The organism is Pseudoalteromonas sp. TB64 (assembly GCF_000498095.1).
GTDB lineage: Bacteria > Pseudomonadota > Gammaproteobacteria > Enterobacterales > Alteromonadaceae > Pseudoalteromonas.
The window spans coordinates 1-18,510 of the sequence record NZ_AUTQ01000248.1; the positions used below are offsets into that span (position 1 = coordinate 1).

General features: G+C 38.7%; 17 protein-coding genes and 1 riboswitch. Of the genes, 7 read left to right on the plus strand and 10 right to left on the minus strand.

Annotated elements, in window-relative coordinates:
• A partial coding sequence (locus L647_RS0120615; RefSeq protein WP_024612698.1) for an HlyD family efflux transporter periplasmic adaptor subunit occupies positions 1–713 on the minus strand: 713 nt, incomplete at its 3' end.
• A 169-nt stretch (positions 714–882) separates the two neighbouring features.
• On the opposite strand from L647_RS0120615, the gene L647_RS0120620 reads away from it, so the two are divergent.
• Entirely contained in the window at positions 883–1,146 is a 264-nt protein-coding gene (locus tag L647_RS0120620; protein ID WP_024612699.1) for a YkgJ family cysteine cluster protein, read from the plus strand.
• Between the two features lie 159 nt (positions 1,147–1,305).
• On the opposite strand, the gene L647_RS0120625 is transcribed toward L647_RS0120620, so the two are convergent.
• On the minus strand, positions 1,306–3,162 hold the full coding sequence (locus L647_RS0120625; RefSeq protein WP_024612700.1) for a TonB-dependent receptor: 1,857 nt from the start codon (positions 3,160–3,162) through the stop codon (positions 1,306–1,308).
• A gap of 208 nt (positions 3,163–3,370) precedes the next feature.
• Here L647_RS0120625 and L647_RS0120630 point away from each other — a divergent pair, with 208 nt between their 5' ends.
• Positions 3,371–3,880 (plus strand): peptide-methionine (S)-S-oxide reductase, encoded by a 510-nt coding sequence (locus L647_RS0120630; protein WP_024612701.1) that lies wholly within the window; start codon positions 3,371–3,373, stop codon positions 3,878–3,880.
• A gap of 355 nt (positions 3,881–4,235) precedes the next feature.
• On the opposite strand, the gene L647_RS0120640 is transcribed toward L647_RS0120630, so the two are convergent.
• The 3 genes from L647_RS0120640 to L647_RS0120650 are packed head-to-tail and all read right to left on the minus strand — an operon-like array spanning position 4,236 to position 6,423.
• Positions 4,236–4,532, minus strand: a complete 297-nt coding sequence (locus L647_RS0120640) for a hypothetical protein (protein WP_024612703.1) — start codon at positions 4,530–4,532, stop codon at positions 4,236–4,238.
• 1 nt (position 4,533) lies between these two features.
• Complete coding sequence (locus L647_RS1000000125100) at positions 4,534–5,409, minus strand: SUMF1/EgtB/PvdO family nonheme iron enzyme (RefSeq protein WP_024612704.1); 876 nt, start codon at positions 5,407–5,409, stop codon at positions 4,534–4,536.
• Positions 5,410–5,412: 3 nt separating this feature from the next.
• Positions 5,413–6,423, minus strand: coding sequence for a hypothetical protein (locus tag L647_RS0120650; RefSeq protein ID WP_024612705.1), 1,011 nt, complete (start codon positions 6,421–6,423; stop codon positions 5,413–5,415).
• Between the two features lie 391 nt (positions 6,424–6,814).
• Here L647_RS0120650 and L647_RS0120655 point away from each other — a divergent pair, with 391 nt between their 5' ends.
• Both L647_RS0120655 and L647_RS0120660 read left to right on the plus strand, forming a co-directional pair.
• A complete protein-coding gene (locus L647_RS0120655; protein WP_024612706.1) occupies positions 6,815–7,471 on the plus strand; it encodes a DUF4166 domain-containing protein in 657 nt (218 codons plus the stop codon).
• Between the two features lie 56 nt (positions 7,472–7,527).
• Positions 7,528–7,908 carry an SMI1/KNR4 family protein gene (locus L647_RS0120660; protein ID WP_024612707.1) on the plus strand — a complete coding sequence of 127 codons (381 nt, stop codon included), beginning with the start codon at positions 7,528–7,530 and terminating at the stop codon, positions 7,906–7,908.
• A gap of 141 nt (positions 7,909–8,049) precedes the next feature.
• Here L647_RS0120660 and L647_RS0120665 read toward each other — a convergent pair whose 3' ends face one another.
• From L647_RS0120665 to L647_RS0120680, 4 genes are all read right to left on the minus strand, one after another.
• Complete coding sequence (locus L647_RS0120665; protein ID WP_024612708.1) at positions 8,050–8,601, minus strand: DUF4136 domain-containing protein; 552 nt, start codon at positions 8,599–8,601, stop codon at positions 8,050–8,052.
• A gap of 406 nt (positions 8,602–9,007) precedes the next feature.
• On the minus strand, positions 9,008–11,782 hold the full coding sequence (locus tag L647_RS0120670) for an ATPase (RefSeq protein ID WP_024612709.1): 2,775 nt from the start codon (positions 11,780–11,782) through the stop codon (positions 9,008–9,010).
• Entirely contained in the window at positions 11,779–12,327 is a 549-nt protein-coding gene (locus L647_RS0120675) for a hypothetical protein (RefSeq protein ID WP_010553432.1), read from the minus strand. The genes L647_RS0120670 and L647_RS0120675 overlap by 4 nt, the downstream gene beginning before the upstream one ends.
• Positions 12,328–12,330: 3 nt before the next feature.
• A complete protein-coding gene (locus L647_RS0120680) occupies positions 12,331–13,602 on the minus strand; it encodes a hypothetical protein (protein WP_024612710.1) in 1,272 nt (423 codons plus the stop codon).
• 222 nt (positions 13,603–13,824) lie between these two features.
• Between L647_RS0120680 and nhaD the strand changes: the two genes are divergently transcribed.
• Together nhaD and lysC are read left to right on the plus strand one after the other, a co-directional pair.
• Positions 13,825–15,072 (plus strand): sodium:proton antiporter NhaD, encoded by a 1,248-nt coding sequence (gene nhaD / locus L647_RS0120685; RefSeq protein ID WP_024612711.1) that lies wholly within the window; start codon positions 13,825–13,827, stop codon positions 15,070–15,072.
• Between the two features lie 101 nt (positions 15,073–15,173).
• A riboswitch (Lysine riboswitch) is annotated at positions 15,174–15,346 on the plus strand.
• 75 nt (positions 15,347–15,421) lie between these two features.
• Positions 15,422–16,825, plus strand: coding sequence for a lysine-sensitive aspartokinase 3 (gene lysC, locus L647_RS0120690; protein ID WP_024612712.1), 1,404 nt, complete (start codon positions 15,422–15,424; stop codon positions 16,823–16,825).
• 72 nt (positions 16,826–16,897) lie between these two features.
• On the opposite strand, the gene L647_RS0120695 is transcribed toward lysC, so the two are convergent.
• Positions 16,898–17,656, minus strand: coding sequence for a 4'-phosphopantetheinyl transferase superfamily protein (locus tag L647_RS0120695; RefSeq protein ID WP_024612713.1), 759 nt, complete (start codon positions 17,654–17,656; stop codon positions 16,898–16,900).
• Between the two features lie 141 nt (positions 17,657–17,797).
• Between L647_RS0120695 and L647_RS0120700 the strand changes: the two genes are divergently transcribed.
• A partial coding sequence (locus L647_RS0120700; RefSeq protein WP_024612714.1) for a sodium-dependent transporter occupies positions 17,798–18,510 on the plus strand: 713 nt, incomplete at its 3' end.

Genomic DNA, 18,510 nt, shown 5'->3' on the forward strand with positions numbered 1-18,510 from the left:
CCGCCGTTTTTTAAATATTGTAGTTCTTGGTCGGCAACTGGTAAACGGACCTCTGCAACTGAGGTTGCACTTAATGCACCAAAGCTGCTACCAGGGTTTACTACTGAGCCTAAGCTAATTGTGCGCTCATTAATAATGGCATCATATGGAGCTTTAATATAAGTACGTTCAAGATTACGGCTAGCACGTTTAACACTTGCTTGAGCAGAGCGGTAACGAGCTAGTTTTTCGGCTAATTGTGGTTTACGTAAATAAAGTTCTGAGGCGATAGCTTCGCTTGAATCTGACTTAATACGCTCCCATTCAGCTTTCGCTACATGTGCTTGTGCGCGTTCTATTTCAAGTGCTGAGCTTGCTTGTGCTAAACCGGCTTGCGCTTCAATAAAGTCTGCCTCGTAATCATTTGCATCAATTCGTGCTAAAATATCGCCTTGCTTTACAAACGCGCCTTCAACAAATTGATCTGATACCGAAATAACTTGCCCGCTTACTTGCGCTATCAGCTCGGTACGGTCCTTTGGTTTAACAATGCCGTACGATTTAACATCGAGCGTTATAGAATCTAAAAGTACGCTTTGTGTTGCAACTAAAGGGCGTAAGTCTTGCTCTGGCTTTTCTTCGGGTGGCTGTTTCATCATCTTAAAAGCTATAGCTAACGCAATGCCGCCTGCTAAAACAGCAATTGGGAGTATTATTTGTTTTGTAGTAGCCACAAGGCATTCCTTCATAATTGGTGGTGACAGAGCAATAATACGCAATAAAGTGTTTACAAGCTGTTTTAAGATGTAACAAAGAATTACATATGTACATTACAACTCAACATACGGCTAATTACGTTCCTAAAAAGGAATTAAAGTAAATGTTTTTTATACAGAGGATATTATGAAAACCGAATCTATGAGTTGCAGGCTAGGCTGCGGCGCATGTTGTATTGCCCCCAGTATTAGTTCGCCCATTCCAGGTATGCCAAATGGTAAAAAGGCCGGAGAGCGTTGTATTCAGTTGGACGAACGTAATTTATGTAAGTTATTTGGTGATTCAAGCCGACCTAAAGTATGTAGTGATTTTAGCGCCACATTTGATGTGTGCGGATCAACAAATGCACAGGCTCTAGCGCTTATTACAGAGCTCGAAGAGCTAACTTAGTGAGCTATTAAAATACACATATATTTACACTTATCTATTAGTGAGTATTTATTTTAAGTAATTAAAAGCTGCGCTTTTCACGCGAGCAAGCTCTGCGTCTACCGCCAAAGTGTAGGTTTGTGGTTGTTTTGTAGACGTGAAGCTTGCTTACGTTACTGGTTACCAGCTATACGTTGCGCTTAGCGTGTATTGCTCACCACGCCCTGGTGTACCAGGTATCTCTTCAAACGATTCACCCCATAAATTATCTGCTGCTAACGTAATAAATAAGTTTTTCACCATAGGTGGTGTAATTTTTAACGTTAAATGAGTAAATAAAGCATCGTCGTCACTACCGCGCAGTGCATTTTCGTGTTGCTTGCGCCATTCGTTATCAATTCTAAATTCTAAAATATCGGTAGGGTTCCAAACAGCGCCAAGTGTTATGCGGTGATCAGGGAAATTTAATGCATAAAAGCTAGCATCAATATCTGCCGCACCGTAATTTTCTGACTTATGAAGATACGTGTAACTCGCTACAATTTCGGTAGTATCAAAGTGTTTGGTTGCGAAAAATTCTACACCTGTAGTATCAATATCCACAGGATTTGCAAAGCGTGCCGAGGTAGAATCAAAATTAAACGTCCAGTCGGTTAAGTTATTATCTTTACGATAAAAAATAGCCGAATTAAGCTGCCAACTTTGCTCATCTAGTAATAAACCAAGCTCCAAGTTTTTAGTGGTTTCGCGCTCAAGATTGTAATTGCTTCTAAATAAGCCACCCGAATCACTGCCGCCAATTGCTGTATAACCGGCTACTTGGCTTGCCTGCGCATACGATAAATAAAACGTGCGCTCAAAACCTTCGCTGTTTTGTGTTTTTAAGGTTACATCACCAATAAGTGACGTTTCAGAGTCGTCTCTGTTAGTGTCGTCAAAAGCAGCACCTAAACGAATAGTAAGTTGCTGGTTGTCCTCAAGCGCTATTTTGTACTCTGGTAGTACACTAACTTTATAATAGTTTCGAGATGTAAAGTTGTTTTCAAGCGTGGTTGATTCAATAGAATCTTCAATAAACTGTGTTGAATAATTTACTGCAAATACATCACTTTGAGTATGTCGACCTGACAATGCTAACGATTTAACCTCGGTTTCGTGAAAGGCTTCAAATGAGCTTGGGTTCTCGCGCGAGAAAATATAATGATCGTTATGCTTACGATAATAAGCAGACACTTCAAAATGACTATTATCTGCGTAGTTTTGCTTATGGTTTAGCATAAGCAAACGTGTTTCTAAGTCTTCTGTTTCGTTAACGCCAAATGGAGTGTACAAATTTGGCCAACCAAAAAACTTATCTTGTGAGCCAAAAAATAGGTCGGTTTGAGAGTCAGAACTTGCTAATTGAACACGACCTGCTGCACGCGTAAAATCGTGGTCGCCATTATCAATTGAGCCATCACTTTGTGAGTGAGAAAACTCACCTTCAAAGCCAAGCTTCCAATCTTTTGCTCCTTCAAGGGGCATACTCACACCAGCGTATAAGCTTTGTAAGTTAAAATCGTTAGTACCAGTACCTAACGATACGCTGCCGCCCGTGTTAATAGGTTTCCAGCCAAACGATACAGTACCTACAGAGCTGTTAACGCCATTAAGTGCATTGTCAGCGCCTGTTAAAATATAAGGACCTGTAAGCATTTGTGGTGCAATAGGAATTTCAGCAAAGTAATGACCAGATTGTGGGTCGAGCAGGGTAGCACTGCCTACTCTAAAACCTGTGTTTTCAAAAATACCGCCGCGAATAGTTACATCAGCTTGCGCCTCAGCCATATTGCGCGATTGTAAATCAACACGCGGGTCATATTCTAAATTAGATATAGGTGAGTCAAATGTACCTACAGGTAATTTATTTGCAGTGGACGATGCTTCAACTGTTATTTGTTCGATTGATGTAGGATTTTCAGTTTTAACTTCGCCGTAGGCAACGTTTGTAACGCTGCATAGCAGCGCAGGCAGTATAAAGTGCGTGGCACTATTCATGTTATGTGTCTCATTTTTATATGCAATTTTGGTAACAATTAAATTCAGAACACACTTTTAAGGCGTGATAAAATAATTAGATTGAACAACTGCGATTTTTCGCATTATTGTACATTAATAAGAAAAAACTGCATTTGATAATCATTTACTATCATCGCTTTAACAGTTTTTTAAATAATTTATAAATTGAATTTTGGTTACGCTTATTATGAATAACGAACAACACAAAAATCACACCTACTCAGAAACGGTTTATTTTGCTGGTGGTTGCTTATGGGGTGTGCAAGAGTTTCTAAAACATTTGCCAGGTGTAATTAGCACTGAAGCAGGGCGTGCTAATGGCACAAGTGATAATACCCAAGGCGAGTACGATGGGTATGCAGAGTGCGTAAAAGTAATCTTTAATACCGAAACGGTTAACCTAAATGAGTTAATTGGTTACTTTTTTGAGATTATCGACCCTTACAGTGTCAACAAACAAGGTGAAGACGTAGGACCTAAATACCGAACTGCCATTTATAGTGAAGATCAAAGCCATTTAGTGGTGGCAGGCAATTATATAAATCAGCGAAGTGATGCAGATAAAATAGTTGTACAGGTAGAGGTGTTAACTAACTACGTACCGAGCGATCCTGAGCACCAAGACCGACTAACAAACTTTATAGACGATTATTGCCATATACCTCTTGAGTTACTGCATAAGTATAAAGCTAAATAAAATCTTATTTAGTTGTTATCGTTTTTTGTTTTTTTTGTTCGGTTTATCATTTTGTTTACGAGGAAACATATCTCGAATTAGGTAAGGAACCGCTAATAAAAAGATCCCAGACCCTAAGTAAAAAAACAGGTTAAAAAGATAAGAAAATGGAGAGGTCGAGAAAAAATAAATTTCAGATTCAACTCGATAATCTGTTGGTGTAAGAACATAGCCGTCATATATAGATTTTATCGTGATTATTATAAGCAATAGTCCTATAGAGAAAGAGAACAAGGAGAATGCTATTTGATTCAATAGCATTCTTGTATTACTAATATCAGCGTGTTTTACTTTGGACTTCTTTTTTTTGCTTTTATTATTTAACCGTTTCATGTTTACCAAAAAAAGTAATAATGATAGCTATTAATATCCCTACAAAACCAACGCTTGAAAAAACTAAACTATATTCACTTTTAATGTTAAAAATATTCAATAAGCTAGTTATTAATAAAAGTGATATTCCAGCTGCTTTTACAAGTGTTTGGGCTTTATTTAAACAAAACCATGCTTGACAAGAAGGGCATTGCTTTTCAATAAAAATGCCTTTTTTATTTATATTTTTTATATCCTTACTATCAACCTTACTTTTACAATTTGGGCACGCAACTTTCATTTTAATCCTTTAATTCGTCTTTATTAATTTCTCTTAATACTCTAAAACCAATTGAGTCGGCTCTTGCATTTATAGTAAAGCCCATTCTTAGTGAGTGATGTACATGCGGCTGTGGCATAGTCCAACTAGCACCTTTCACCGTTCTATCATTACAATCACCAGTTTTATTTGCAGCAGTAGTACCCGTTGCATTGTTATGATTATCTACATAACAGTCTTCCACCCATTCAGCCACATTTGAGGTTACATCGTATAAACCAAAAGGGTTTGGCTTTAAAATAGCTACTTGCCAAGGGTGTCCTAAATCAGAGCCTTTTGGGCAACCACCTAAATCTCTATCGCAGTGGTCAATGCCTTGCTTATACTCATTACCCCACCAAAACTTACTACTTGTTCCAGCTCGAGCTGCATATTCCCATTCGACTTCGCTTGGTAATCGGTATGTATTGCCCGTTTCCGTGCTTAGCCATTTTGTATAAGCAACGGCATCAAACCAAGATATATTGATCACAGGTTGCTTACCACGACCCCAGTCTTCATCGCTTGGGCAAGAGCGTATGCCGGTTTTACAAAATTGGTCATATTGCGCAAAGGTAATTTCAGTTTCACTTAGTGCATAGCTATCTTTTACTGTCGCTTCAAAAATTGGCGCTTCATCTTGAAAAGAACGAAAGTTTTCACCACCTATGGTGCCTGTACCTGGCGGTATTATTACCATATTAGGCGATAATTCACCGTTTTTGAGTTTGTCTTGTATATAAGTAACTTCATGATTAGTGAGTTTGAAACTAGACCAGCTAATATTAAAAAAGCCAACAGAAAACCCAATCAAAATTATAATAATAGCTAGATATTTTATTTTTAGTTTAGACAACATATATCACTCTGTAGTTATACCAATCATATAGGTTGCTGAATTGCTCACTTTATTGTGTAAACCATTTACACTACCGTACATTGTTGCAGCTGTACCAGCTCCGGTAGCGAGTGATTTTTGAGTTAAAAAAGCTTTATAAAAAGAGCTTCTAATCAACCTTTGTACTTGTGCTTGGGTGTACACTTTTGTTGCTTTAGTACCATCGTCTAAAAGGGTTTGCCCACGTATAACTTGTTTAAGTAATTTTTGATTTTTAACTAATCGAGGGTTATTTAACTTTAAAATCTCTACTGCGAGTTTTTTACGGTTTTCACGGGTCATCCCTTGATACATTTTTAGTAGCTTATTTTGCCCAAGCGCTTTATTTTGTTTAAATTTAATTAATAAAGAGCCAGCATCTAAACCTGCTTTGGTCAAATCAGCTACTTGAATCACGTCTAATGTAACCATTAAAGTTGAAAATATAGGAGATGAGTCAAGCCATTGATTATATTCTTCATTACCGTTTAAACTGTTAAATACACGACCAAGACTTACGCCACATTGAAACGTTGAAGCCGCAGTTGAAGTTAATGTTAAAGGAATTGCAGCCCAAGTAGCGCCAACAGTAACAGCCCCTCCACCAGTTTCAACGAGTATTAGTACCCAACCAGAAGCTGCCCCTGCGCATGAAATCATTGAATTTTTCGACTCTTTCCATATTGAAGAGTTTATTTTGTCTACTTTATCTTGAGCTTTCATTTGTTTAGGGAGAACAAACTCCTTAATGTAGATGACTTTTTTATCTGCTCTACAGCTAACTCTTAATACTTTTTGGTCGTAATTACTATTGGGATTAATAAGCAACATAGCTGGATTTACTGAAAGTTTAGAAATATTATCTTTTTCTGCTTCAAAAATAACGCCAGCTTGTCTAAGTTCTGGATCTGAGTCTAATGAGGCATACATTTCTTGTAATACAGATTTGGGAAATAAACGTTTTACTTTAAGTTCGAATGCGGGATTTGATGACACGCTATTTATTCCATTAAATACTTTTTATTGGCGTAATCTAACATAACTTGTTCGTCATTTAAATTTCTTTTTATTTAAGCTAAGATATTGAAATTATTACGTGTTACTTAAAAGTAAATTTAAATAAATGTGAAATTGCATTCTGAATGCGCGCTTAATTTTAATGTTTTATAGGATGGTGTTTTTAAAAATAAATTAAATTAAATGAAGCCGTAAAAGCTAAATAGTAATGTTTTTTTTATTTTTAAAAAATGATCATATTAAAACTGATTGTTTATTATATTTTTTTACAGAGACTTATATTTAAGATTTTAATACATTACTTTATGACTTAGACTCTCAAGTCATAAAAATAAATGATTAAAAATCAGCGTTTAGCGATAGGGAAATCATGAATAAATCGATATTTCAGATAGTATTAAAAGAAAACTGGGATAATCTTGGTGACGTTATTAAACGGCATTATTTTTTAAAGCCATTTTCAAATGACCATATTTGTGTTTCTGGGACAATGTCAGAAATATATCACTCTCCTTTAGCTAAGTTATTTATACCCTTTGGTGTATTGTTCGGGGCAGTGGTCCCATATAAAGGGCGCAATATTCCAATCGATGTAAACTACAATAGCAGTACTAACAATACGAATTTGTATTGGGATAGGGTGTTTAAATTTTCTGATAATCACCATTTTCACTTTAAATCACATATGGAGCATGTTCAGGATAATGAAGTGATTGAGTTTGTTCGCTTTGGTGTTGGCATGCGACTAAAAGTAACCGCAGAGGAAGGCGCTATCGTGTTTAGAGATAATGGTTACATTTGGCGGTTATTTAATATAGATATTCCAATTCCCGTAGGGCTTATTTTTGGCAGTGCGTATGTAGAAGAGCGACCCATAGACGACAATAGTTTCAGTATGAAAATGATTATGAAACATCCACTATTTGGTATTATGTTTCGTTATAACGGTCAATTTAAGTTGGATATTAGCGATAAAAGTACAGCTAAGAGTATAGCTAAAACCACTGTTAAAAGTGACGACAGCTAACTATAACTTATTATCAAAAATCAGGATTTAGTAACTTAATTTAAGAAAGGAATGGCGTGAATCTAATCGAAATATTAAAAGCTCACTCTAGTAAAGTTGGGCAGGGCCAAAGCATAAAAAAAGTTCATGATTTAGAAGCAAGGTTAAATATTAATTTACCTCAAGACTTTACCGATTATCTTATAAGTTTAAATTATGCAGAAATATTTGATGATCCAGTTTATGGGATTAACCCAGAGATAAAGCGGTTAGATATTTACGAGCAAAATAAACATAAAGAACATTTTAAGTTTGGGTTTCTAGAGGTGTTTTCAAACGATATTGATGGCACTGTTTATATTCGACCAGATACAGGAAATGTATATAACGCTAGCTTTTCAATGCCTATAGCAAAATCGTTCACAGAATTTGCAGCTAACGTTATTAAAGAAGCGTAAATAAGTAAAATTAAAAATAAGTTTATATGTAAGTACAATTCACATTGCTACTACTTATTATAAGTTTTGTGATTACACAGTAAAACAAACAGACACAAAAAAGCTCACAAACCTGTGAGCTTTTTTAAAACTAACTAAAACTTATTGCTGCTTTTGCGGCGGAAAGTTACTTAATATTTCGCTAACTGTTTTATTAATTGAAGCTTCACGCTTTTCTGGTGATTGGTTTTTCTTTAATCGACCTTCTTTAGCGCCGCGCCATACTAGCTGGTTTGATTCACGATCCACAATATCAATAATTAGCGTGCCTACTTCGTATTCACGCGCGGTTGTATCTTTTTGAAAACCACTTCCCCAGTAACCCCAATTATGGCGGTAACCTGTGCTAAACGTGTCTATTTCAAGTTCTTTATCAACCGATGCATGATAATTAACAAGTACATCAGCTTGCGTTGCATCAACTAAGCTCATACCTAATGTTTGGCTCAGCTCTGCGTTTACGGCAGTGCGAACACGTTTTTCCATAAGGCCATTTATTTGATAGTTATTTGTGTCTTTAGTCAGGCTGGCGTTTTCTACCCAAGCAAATGTTTTAAAATTATTAAAGTTAGCTGATTTGTCGTAATCCCAATCTGGGGTTTGTGTACAGGCAGTAAGTAGTGCTAGCGCTGCAACAATAAGTATATTTTTCATTACGTTTGCTCCAATAAATTACGTTGATTTAAAATAACACAAATTATTTGAATGTGTATTATTTAAACGTCCTAAATATTAGTCTAATTGTTAGGGCGTGTTGACCTCTCGTGGTTGAATTTGCAGCAGTATGTTTGGTATTTGGGCAAGGCAGAGCCTATGTAGTGTGGTTATTCCCCATAAATAGGCGATAACGCAGCATAAATGCCAAACATGCGCTGTCCTTTGGGTTCTTTCTAGGGACGGTTAACTCTTTGTTGCTCGGTTTTTACTTAGCCCGCTAGGTTACAAACCTCACGCCGCGATTAAATCGTCCCTAGATTGAACAAATTTCAATCCACAAAGGTCAACACGCCCTAAGGCTGAACGACTAGTTAACCTATGTTAATTAGTCGTTGTTTATTAACTAATGTTCAACTTCAATCCAATCTTTTTCATCTACCCAGTTTTGTGCACCGTCTTTTACCGAGCGAATAGGCACAATGTAGTCACAACTTATTTGTGGCTTAACTGAAGCAAATATAGGCACAAAACCAAAGCTTAGTGCGGTTTCTATAATTGCTTTTTGATTTTGCGGGTCAATGTCGGCCGCTTCATCTATGTAAATAGGTATACGGTATAGGTTTTGTTCCTGATCGCTTAATAGGTAGCGAATAAACAACATGCCACACAATAACTTAATCGTAATACGTGTGCCGTTTGAACCCGCCGAATCTATTTTTTCAAAGTGCTCTGTTTCACCTGCGCGGTTAACCACTTCAAATCGAATATCAAATAAATCGGTAAGTGTTAAACCCGCTTTATCTGAGGCGAGTTTAATTAAGTGATCTTTCGCTTCGTTTACTGCGCTTTCGCTGTACGGTTCTTGGCTCAGTAAATCAAGCGTGTCGCCTTGTTCAAACTGATGCGACGTGCTGATAATAGTATCTATACTATCAACCAGCATTTTGCGCGGTATTACGTTAATTTTAAACGCTTGCAGATTTGAAATACGGTGCTGGCTTATGCCTTTATTAAAGCTGTTCATTTCGCGGCGAAGTCGGTCTAAATCTTCTCGCAAGCCTTTAATAGTTGCAGCCACTTCGGTAAGCGCAACGCGAGCTTGGCGCTCAACAGCGTCGCGTTCGTTATCAATATTATGAAAGGCGCTTATTAGCTTTTGGTATTTAGTGTATTCGTCGTTTTCGTTGTCGAATTTAGTAATACCCGCGTTATATACATGCAAATAGGTGTTGCGCACGTTTATGTCAAAATTACGCAGCTCTTGGCAGTCTTTATTAAAGTGATGAACAAGATCGCTTAAGTTATCAAAGTCGACCGTAATATCAATCATGTACGGGGTCACTTTGCCGCTGTATAAATCAAGCGTGTGGTCAATTCGCTCGCTTTTAACTTGGCGTAAGCGCTCAGTTTGGCGATTAATTTGATCTTGTTTCGATTTAATTAACGAGCGACGATCGGCAATTGAGCCACTATTTTTTTGAATATCTTGCAAGTAGTCGTCAACTTGTTCGCGCTCAGCTAATAATTGCTCTTTTAGCATGGCTTGCGCTTCAACCGACTGCTGCATTATATCAAACTGCTCTAAGCGTTTTAGGGCGCTCTCTGCACTCATAAGCTCATCGTATAACGCGTCTTTTTCTTTTTGCTTGTCGGCAACGTTTGCAGCAACGTCGCGTTGTTGCTTAAACTCTTTAAGTGAATGCTCAAGTGCATTTAGCTGAGCGGTTAATTGCTCCTTGTTTTCGCCGCTTTGCATTTGCACAGGCGAGAGCTTTTTGAGCTTAATGCTCGCACCTGGTAGCGTTAATACACCGCCTTTAACGTTTTCACTTAATAGCGATAAAAACTCCCCAAACGCGTCTTCGTCATCAATGGTTATATCGCCATTAGTGGTGGTCGCAAACGAGAGAATATCTGGGTTTAAAATGCGCGATATTTCCTCTACTTCTTTTAACGAGAGGTCTTCGCGCATACGGGTAAACAAATTAAACTCAAGGTTTTTAAGTTGCAGCTTTAAGCTCTTAATTTGTTTTTGTGTTTCGCTAATGCGGTAGTCAAGCGTGTGCAGGCTTTGCCCTTGTGCGCTGGTTATAGAGTGCGAAAGCGACTCGTAATCTTGCTTTAACTGAGTCAGGCTGGTTTTAAGGGTGGCTTTATTTACCAGTTCAAATTCGCTTTTAAGCGCATCGTAATCTAAAAACCACTGCTCAATTTGTGTTTGTCTGCGCTCTATGTCGCGCGATTGCTGTACGTATAGGCTTTGCTTTTGCTCAAACTCGTGTTTTTCGTGCTCTATATCTTCAAGCGCTATACCCAGCTCATTAAGTTGCGATTCTTGATAAGTATCAAAATCAATCAGTGCTTGGTCAATTTTAGGTGCATACGCCGCTAATTTACCTTTAAGCACGGTTTGGTTTTCAAGCATTGATTCAAGCGCGGCTATTGGCTCTTGCATTGACTCAAGGGCTTTTAGTTCGCGTTTTGAGCGGTTTACTTTATCAAACGAGCGACGCCATACTTCATAAAAGTCGACCTTAGAGTTTGACATATGGCGTTCAAACACGCGTAGCATAAAGCGTTTTACGTCGCTTGCGCCTAATTTGTGTAAGTTAAGAATACGTCTAAATATTTCTTTATAAATAGAGGAGTCTTGCACATTATTTAGCGGGATCATTTTTAGGTTAATGTCGCCGTCAAACGGGGTTGCGCCGCCAGTAAGTAGCGCGTTTAGCTCTTGTGCTTTTAACTCAATAGGATTGTAGTTAAGTGATTTTAAATGGTTGAACAGCTTGGTAAATTTAATAATGGTTTTACCTTGCGTGTACTGCTCTAAATCAAGCTTACCTTGATAACAAAAGTACTGATGCGCGTAACCGGCAATTTTACCAAGCCCTGCAACGCCTATTACTACCGAGCCATGAGGCAAGTTAGCTTCTAGTAAAATGTACGACTGATCGGATGAAAAATAAAACTTACGGGTTTCATCTAAATCGTGTCCGTCCCATTCTGTTAAGCGCAAATCGTTAATAAGCGGAAACTGCAAGGCGTTAATAACCGAGCTTTTACCTGTGTTATTGGGCGCGCAAATAGAGCTGCTTTTATCAAGCGGGATCACACACTTTGCATAGCCTGCAGTGTTAAGTAGGGCGAGTTTACTTAGTCCGTATAGATTTTTCATTCCTCGTCCTCTGTAATGTAGGTTTCTTCGTTTACTTCCATGAGTGCATCTATGTAGCGGTGAATTGGCGCTTGTAGCATAAAGCCGCCTTCTACTTCACGGGCTAAACCTAAGCGCACCATGCGCAGGTAAACGTCTTTGCGCAGGTCCGATCCCGAAAATATCTCAAGCTGATCAAACAAATGTTTGTTAATTTGCACCAGCGTTTGCATAAGCTCTAAATCGTTTACGTCGTCAAACAATGCACGCATTGGATCTTTACCCGTATTGGCGTAGTGCTCAATTAAAATGTAAATGGTGAGTGCGATAGCGCGAGATATTTTGCCCATATTGGGTGTGCTTTCGTCGCTACCAAAGTAATAAAAGCCACGGCTGTCGCGTTTTAAATCGTTACCTAAAGCGGTAAATAGGGCGGTGTAGTCTTCTATGTGTTGGTCAAGCTCTTGCCACATTACGTTGTCTTGCTCGCAAATGTGATAACCCGCTACTAATTTTTTATTAATGGCTTGTAGGTGGGTTAGCTCGTCTAAGTTTATGTGTGTCATGGTTTATTTACCTGCCTTTGAATCTGGCTGAGGCTCTGAATTAAATGGATATAAAGAAAAGTGCTGACCGGCAATTTTTACGCGGGCTTTTTCATCGCTTTGAATTATTTTAATATCGCTGTCGCTGACTAATTTTTGATACAAAAATAGCATTTCGTCGGCATCGAGATTTGGGTAGCTTTCGTCTAAAAATTGCAGCAAGGGTTGCGGCTTTTTGCGTTTTTTATTAAAGCGCTTAGCAAAGTTGGTTTTAACATCGTTGTAGTCAGGAATATTAGGCGTAACAAATGCAGGCACGTCTTGTTGATCTGGCAATTGGTATTCTTCGTGTTCAAATTCAACCAAGCTTGCCATGTAAGCCACAATATGACGTTGCTGACCAAGTGAATATCGCTGCGCGTCGCTTACAAAATGTGGTTGCACAGCACTTAGCATATTGTCTACGCCATTTTTACGTACAAGCCCAAGTACTTTGGCTGCTTGGCGAGTAATTAAGTTATTACGGCGTAACTCTTCGCGCAGCGGCATAAGCATATCGGCACTTTTACGTAAGCTTTCTCGACCCACTAAATGCATTTCGAGTATACGGGTACGTAATTGCTCCAACATGCGTTTGTCGTTGTACGCTTTACCTGAGCGCTCAATGTGCAGTATTTGCTTACTTATTTGCTCTTCAATGAGGGTAAAACACGCATGAAATTCACCACGTATATCAACCATTTCAAGCATTGGCTCTATGTATTCGTCAAACGCTTCTATTACTGCTTTGTAACGTTTTTGCAGCGATTGCACCGCATTATTAGATTTAGCTTGTTCAACAATATTTAAAATAGCGTTTTCGTTGTGTGCGTATAGCTTCATTATTTTACGGACCCGATCATCCATAATGCGGCTGTAGCGGCGTAAATCGTCAAAGTCTTCTATTTCGCCAGCGTTATCTAGGCGATTACCTAAACGTGCAAGGTCGTCGACTAATACGCTAATTTCTTGCGCTAAGCCTAAATGTTCTTCTTGCAGTAAAAAAGTAGCAAAATCGGCAATGGCACGATTTATTTCAAGCTGTGAGGATTTAGCCAGTGGAATTAAAATATCTTGGTTTAACAAACGATTTGTTTCTTTATAAATGCGTTCGTTTGACCACGTAGGCTGCTTTTGCTTAATCGCGTTTTGTACGTCTTTTAGGCTAAAGTCAGCCATTTTAAAACGTTTAAATAATAGCTCTAATACACCCCAATGTTCGGTTATGGTGTTTAGCAGCTTTTTAGCTGGGATCATAAGGGGTTACAACATCCTAGTATTTTATTATTGAGTTCTTTTAGAAGACTCATTATTACGTATTTTTAATTAACCTTGTCTGTATATAGTATTCGTTTTTAAGACCATTTAATAATAGTTTTTGCATAGAGGCAGTGCTAAAATTCGCGCCGAAAATAGGCACATGAAATGGAATGTTATTTGTGTGTTCTTTAAAACTATATCAAAGGTTGTTTAACTACCATGGTTTCCTCGATTATTCTAACCCTGATAGCGATTGCATTTTTACTGATCGTTATAGAAGATATAATCCATGTCAATAAAGCTAAAACCACGCTGTTTTTTGGTACGCTTTGCTGGATTCTTCTTTTTATATACCCTCTACACGGGCAAAGCCCCGATACGATTCAACACCTTTTAAATGAAAATATTTTAGAAATTGCCTCATTATGGCTGTTTTTAATGGCTGCAATGACCTTTGTAGCGTATTTAAATTCAAAGGGGTTTATAGAAAATATTGTGCACCGTGTTATGCCAAAAAGTATTAGCGAAAAAAAGCTCATGTTTTTGGTGGGTGGTTTTGCATTTTTGTTTTCGTCGATTTCAGACAACGTAACAGCGACGCTTATATCGCTCGCGGTTGTTATGTCATTAAATCTTGAACCTAAAAAGCTTATTAAATACGCCACGCTTATTGTGTTTGGGGTTAACTCAGGTGGGGTATCGCTAATAACAGGTGACGTAACCACACTGATGATATTTTTAGATGGCAAAGTAACCATAGGTCATTTATTACTACTTATAGCGCCAGCACTTGCAAGCGTTATGCTGCTAGCCGCGTTACTGTCTATCGGTATGAAAGGGCGTGTTGAGTTTGCTGGTGCAGGTAAAACCCGCATTGAAAAAACCGACATTACCATTGCTGTTATATTTTTATCTACCGTAGTGAGCACACTTATGCTGAGTGTAGTTTACAGCGTACCGCCTTTACTCACCTTTTTGTTTGGCTTATCAGTGATGTTTTTAGTAGCGCAATTTTTAATGCGCAAAAAAGACATTAACAAAGACATAATCGATTTTGTTCGCGATATAGAATACGACACATTATTGTTTTTTGTAGGTGTACTTTTACTTGTAGGCGCACTTAAAGAAATTGGTATGTTGAGTAAATTTACCGACCTATATACGGTAATGGCACCTGAGTACGCAAACTACTTAATGGGCATATTATCAGCAGGGGTCGATAACGTACCGCTTACCGCTGCATTATTAAAAGCCGATATAGTAATGAGCCAACAACATTGGTTGTCGTTTACTTATGCAACGGGCGTGGGCGGTTCAATGCTTATTATTGGGTCGGCTGCGGGCATTATTGCCATGAGCAAAGTTAAAGCACTTACCTTTATGAGCTACTTGCGTTTATCGCTGCATTTATTAATTTGTTACACGGTTGGATATGCGGGCTCGTATTACATGGGCAGTTTTATTTAGCTCATAAATTATTAAATGCTTGACAGCTAGACGTCTAAACGATAACTTTCAAAGCCCCGCTACTTAGTGGGGTTTTGTTTTATTAGCCACTGGTTAATAAAGCATTCAGAAGAGGTGCGATACTTAGGTACTTAATGTTAGGCGACGAAAGCCGATGATCATTAAGGAGGGAAGTACTCGCCGAGGAAAATAATGGTACGTCGTCATTGTTTTTCGGTTTATGGGGCTGAATCCTCAAAACTGTCACCAATATAGGTGGAGAGCTTCTGGCAGTGGACTTATCTTCAAGCATTCCTTTGCCAAGTTCTTCTTGTTTTATTGCGATTTGGATATCGCGAAAGGAGACTAAATGACTACCCAATCAGCGCCGCAAACAGTGCCTAAAACAGAGTTAAGCGCAAAATCAGATTACATCGTTGCCAAATTTGGCGGAACCAGTGTTGCAAATTTTGAAGCGATGAGTCGCTGTAGCGAAATTATTGTTGCAGATAAAAGCGTACGTATTGTTGCCGTGAGCGCCAGTGCCGGCGTAACTAACCACTTAGTTGCACTGTGTAAATCAAGCATTACTCCTAGTGAGCGTCAAGAACACATAAACGGCGTGCTTGCTATTCAACAAACTATTTTAGATGAGTTATCGCTAGATGCCGATTTAGCGGTTGGCTTTAACGAAACCCTAAAAGCATTTCAAACATTGGCTCAAGAGTCACTAACAACCGATCAGCAACACGACGAGCTACTTAGCTTTGGTGAGCGTTTGTCGTCGTATTTATTTGCACAGGTACTTCGTTTACAAGGTTTAAATGCCGATCGCTTTGATGTGCGCAAGGTGCTTAAAACCGACAGCCAATTTGGTAAAGCAACGCCTAATGTTGCAGCCACAGCGCAAGCTGCTAAAGAACATTTAATCCCGTTATTAGACGCTCAAGTAATTGTGACTCAGGGCTTTATTGGCAGTGACGAATACGGTCAAACAACAACGCTTGGACGTGGTGGTTCTGACTACAGTGCTGCATTATTAGCTGAAGCAATTAACGCTAAAAGCGTGCATATTTGGACCGACGTAGTGGGCATTTTTAGCACCGACCCGCGTTTGTGCGCAAAAGCGACGCCAATTGCACGTTTAAGTTTTGACGAAGCCGCCGAAATGGCAACCTTTGGCGCAAAGGTATTACACCCAGCGACAATTTTACCAGCAAGCCGTAGCCATATTAACGTGTTTGTAGGTTCTAGCCGAGAGCCAGAGCGCGGCGGTACGTGGATTGAGCGCGAAAAATCGCAGCAACCAGGTATACGCGCAGTAACGCAACGTAAAAACCAAATATTGCTTACGCTTAAAAGCCCAGAAATGCTACTAGCAAGCGGCTTTTTAGCACGCGTATTTACACTATTAAGTGAGTACAATATATCAGTAGATTTGGTAACTACATCAGAAATCAGCGTAGCTATAACCCTTGATAACGCGCAAAACGCATCGCGCCCAGAGCTCGATCAAGAATGCCTAGATAAGCTTGCAGAGTTTTGCCATGTTTCGGTAGAAAACAACCTAACATTGGTGGCACTTATTGGCTCTGAGATTCAATTACGCCAACACGAAATGAACTTAATGAGTGTACTAAAAGACTTTAACATTCGATTAATTTGTCACGGTGCTAGTAAGCACAACCTGTGCTTTTTAGTAGAGCAAACTGAGTCAGATAACGTAGTACAGTCTATTCATAGCCGTTTATTAGAAAACGATTTTGCTGCGTAAGTAATCGTTATTAAGGAAAATAACCTAGTAAAATTAACTAGTAAAGTTACTTAATAAAGTGACTTAATAAAGTTAATTAACAAAGTCAGTTAATAAAAAGCATCGCCAGTCGGTGCTTTTTTTATGCACCACACTCACATCAAAACAAACATTGCTGTTATTACTATCAACTACAGTAACGTTATTACTGCTAGCACTCAGCTTTGCACTATTTAATTCGTCAAACACATTGGGGCTAAGTAATTTTGCAATAGGGCGGCTGGTGGCTTTAGCAAGTGACTCTTTTAATGTCCAAATTCTAAAAAACGTATCTGCTTGGGCTTGGGTATTAGTAGGCTCGGTAATAAGTGTAATTTCATCATTATGATAAAAATGCTTAGCGAGCTTTTCAAACGGGCGCTTTAGGCTTACTTTTTCAATATCAAACCCAAACTTGCTTTTATCAAAATTAAGCGCGACCCCAACCAAACCATGCGAATGCGAAATACAGGTATTTATAACATCACCACTTACATGTATTTGCAGCTTTGAGCTTTCCTCGTCAAATTCGGTACTCATTTTATTAAGGGCTACGTGCGCATGTTGCGGCTGCGTTATTTTAATAAGGTGTTTTAACAATAACCGCGTCGCTAAATACTCTTGCTTAGCTTGATGGCTTTTGCGACGGTTTATAATGGTTAACTCAAATAGGCTTAAGCAATCGGGTAAATTAAAGTCACTAAGCTCAAGTGTTTTAGCATTAAATAATAAAATACTGTTACTCGCTAAAGACAAATTTGCCAATTGAGTTGAAGTAATACTCAAGGTGTTTTTAAAATAGTGTTCAGTCATAAAAGCCCTAAAGCAAAAGAAGTCGCTGATATTGTGAGCGGTTAACGCCACTAATAAAGGCTGGGTACAATTTTATTACTCAGCTGGCATGAAATATGGTTTAATTCACAATAATCAAAATAATAACAGATTTGTAGATGTATGGCACAAGTGCGTGATGGGTTTCAAAGCCGACTTGGCTTTGTTTTAGCCGCTGCTGGCGCAGCAGTAGGTTTAGGTAATATTTGGGGTTTTCCTACGCAAGCGGCCAACCATGGTGGCGGTGCATTTTTACTGGTTTACTTTATTGTTATATTTTTACTTGCGCTTCCTGCGCTGTATACCGAACTTTATTTAGGTCACAAAGCACAAGCTAATCCTGTAAAAGCATTGGGCGATGCATGGCAAAACACTAACCGTAAGGTTGGTGCTGCGGCAGGTTATATAGGCCTTGCGGGCGCAGTTGTTATGCTAAGTTTTTACTCAATAGTGGCAGGGTGGATGCTCTCGTATGCTATTGAACCCATAACCACTTTTTTAGGTTTTACAGGCGCAAGCGAGTTTTTACACAGCGACTCAGTGCTGCGTAATTTTGTGTTTACGCCGCTTATGCTTATTTTAACCGCCAGTATTATTTTAAAAGGGGTTAAATCGGGAATCGAAACCTGGTCGCGCCGTTTAATGCCACTGCTACTTGTGCTGCTTGTTGGTTTAATTGCCTACATTGCAACACTCGATGGCGCAAGCGAAGGCTTTGCCGCGTATTTAATTCCTGATTTTAGCCAAATACTCGACCCTAATTTAATTATTGCCGCAATGGGGCAAGCGTTCTTTTCGCTCTCGTTAGGTGTAGGCTGTATGATGATTTACGGCTC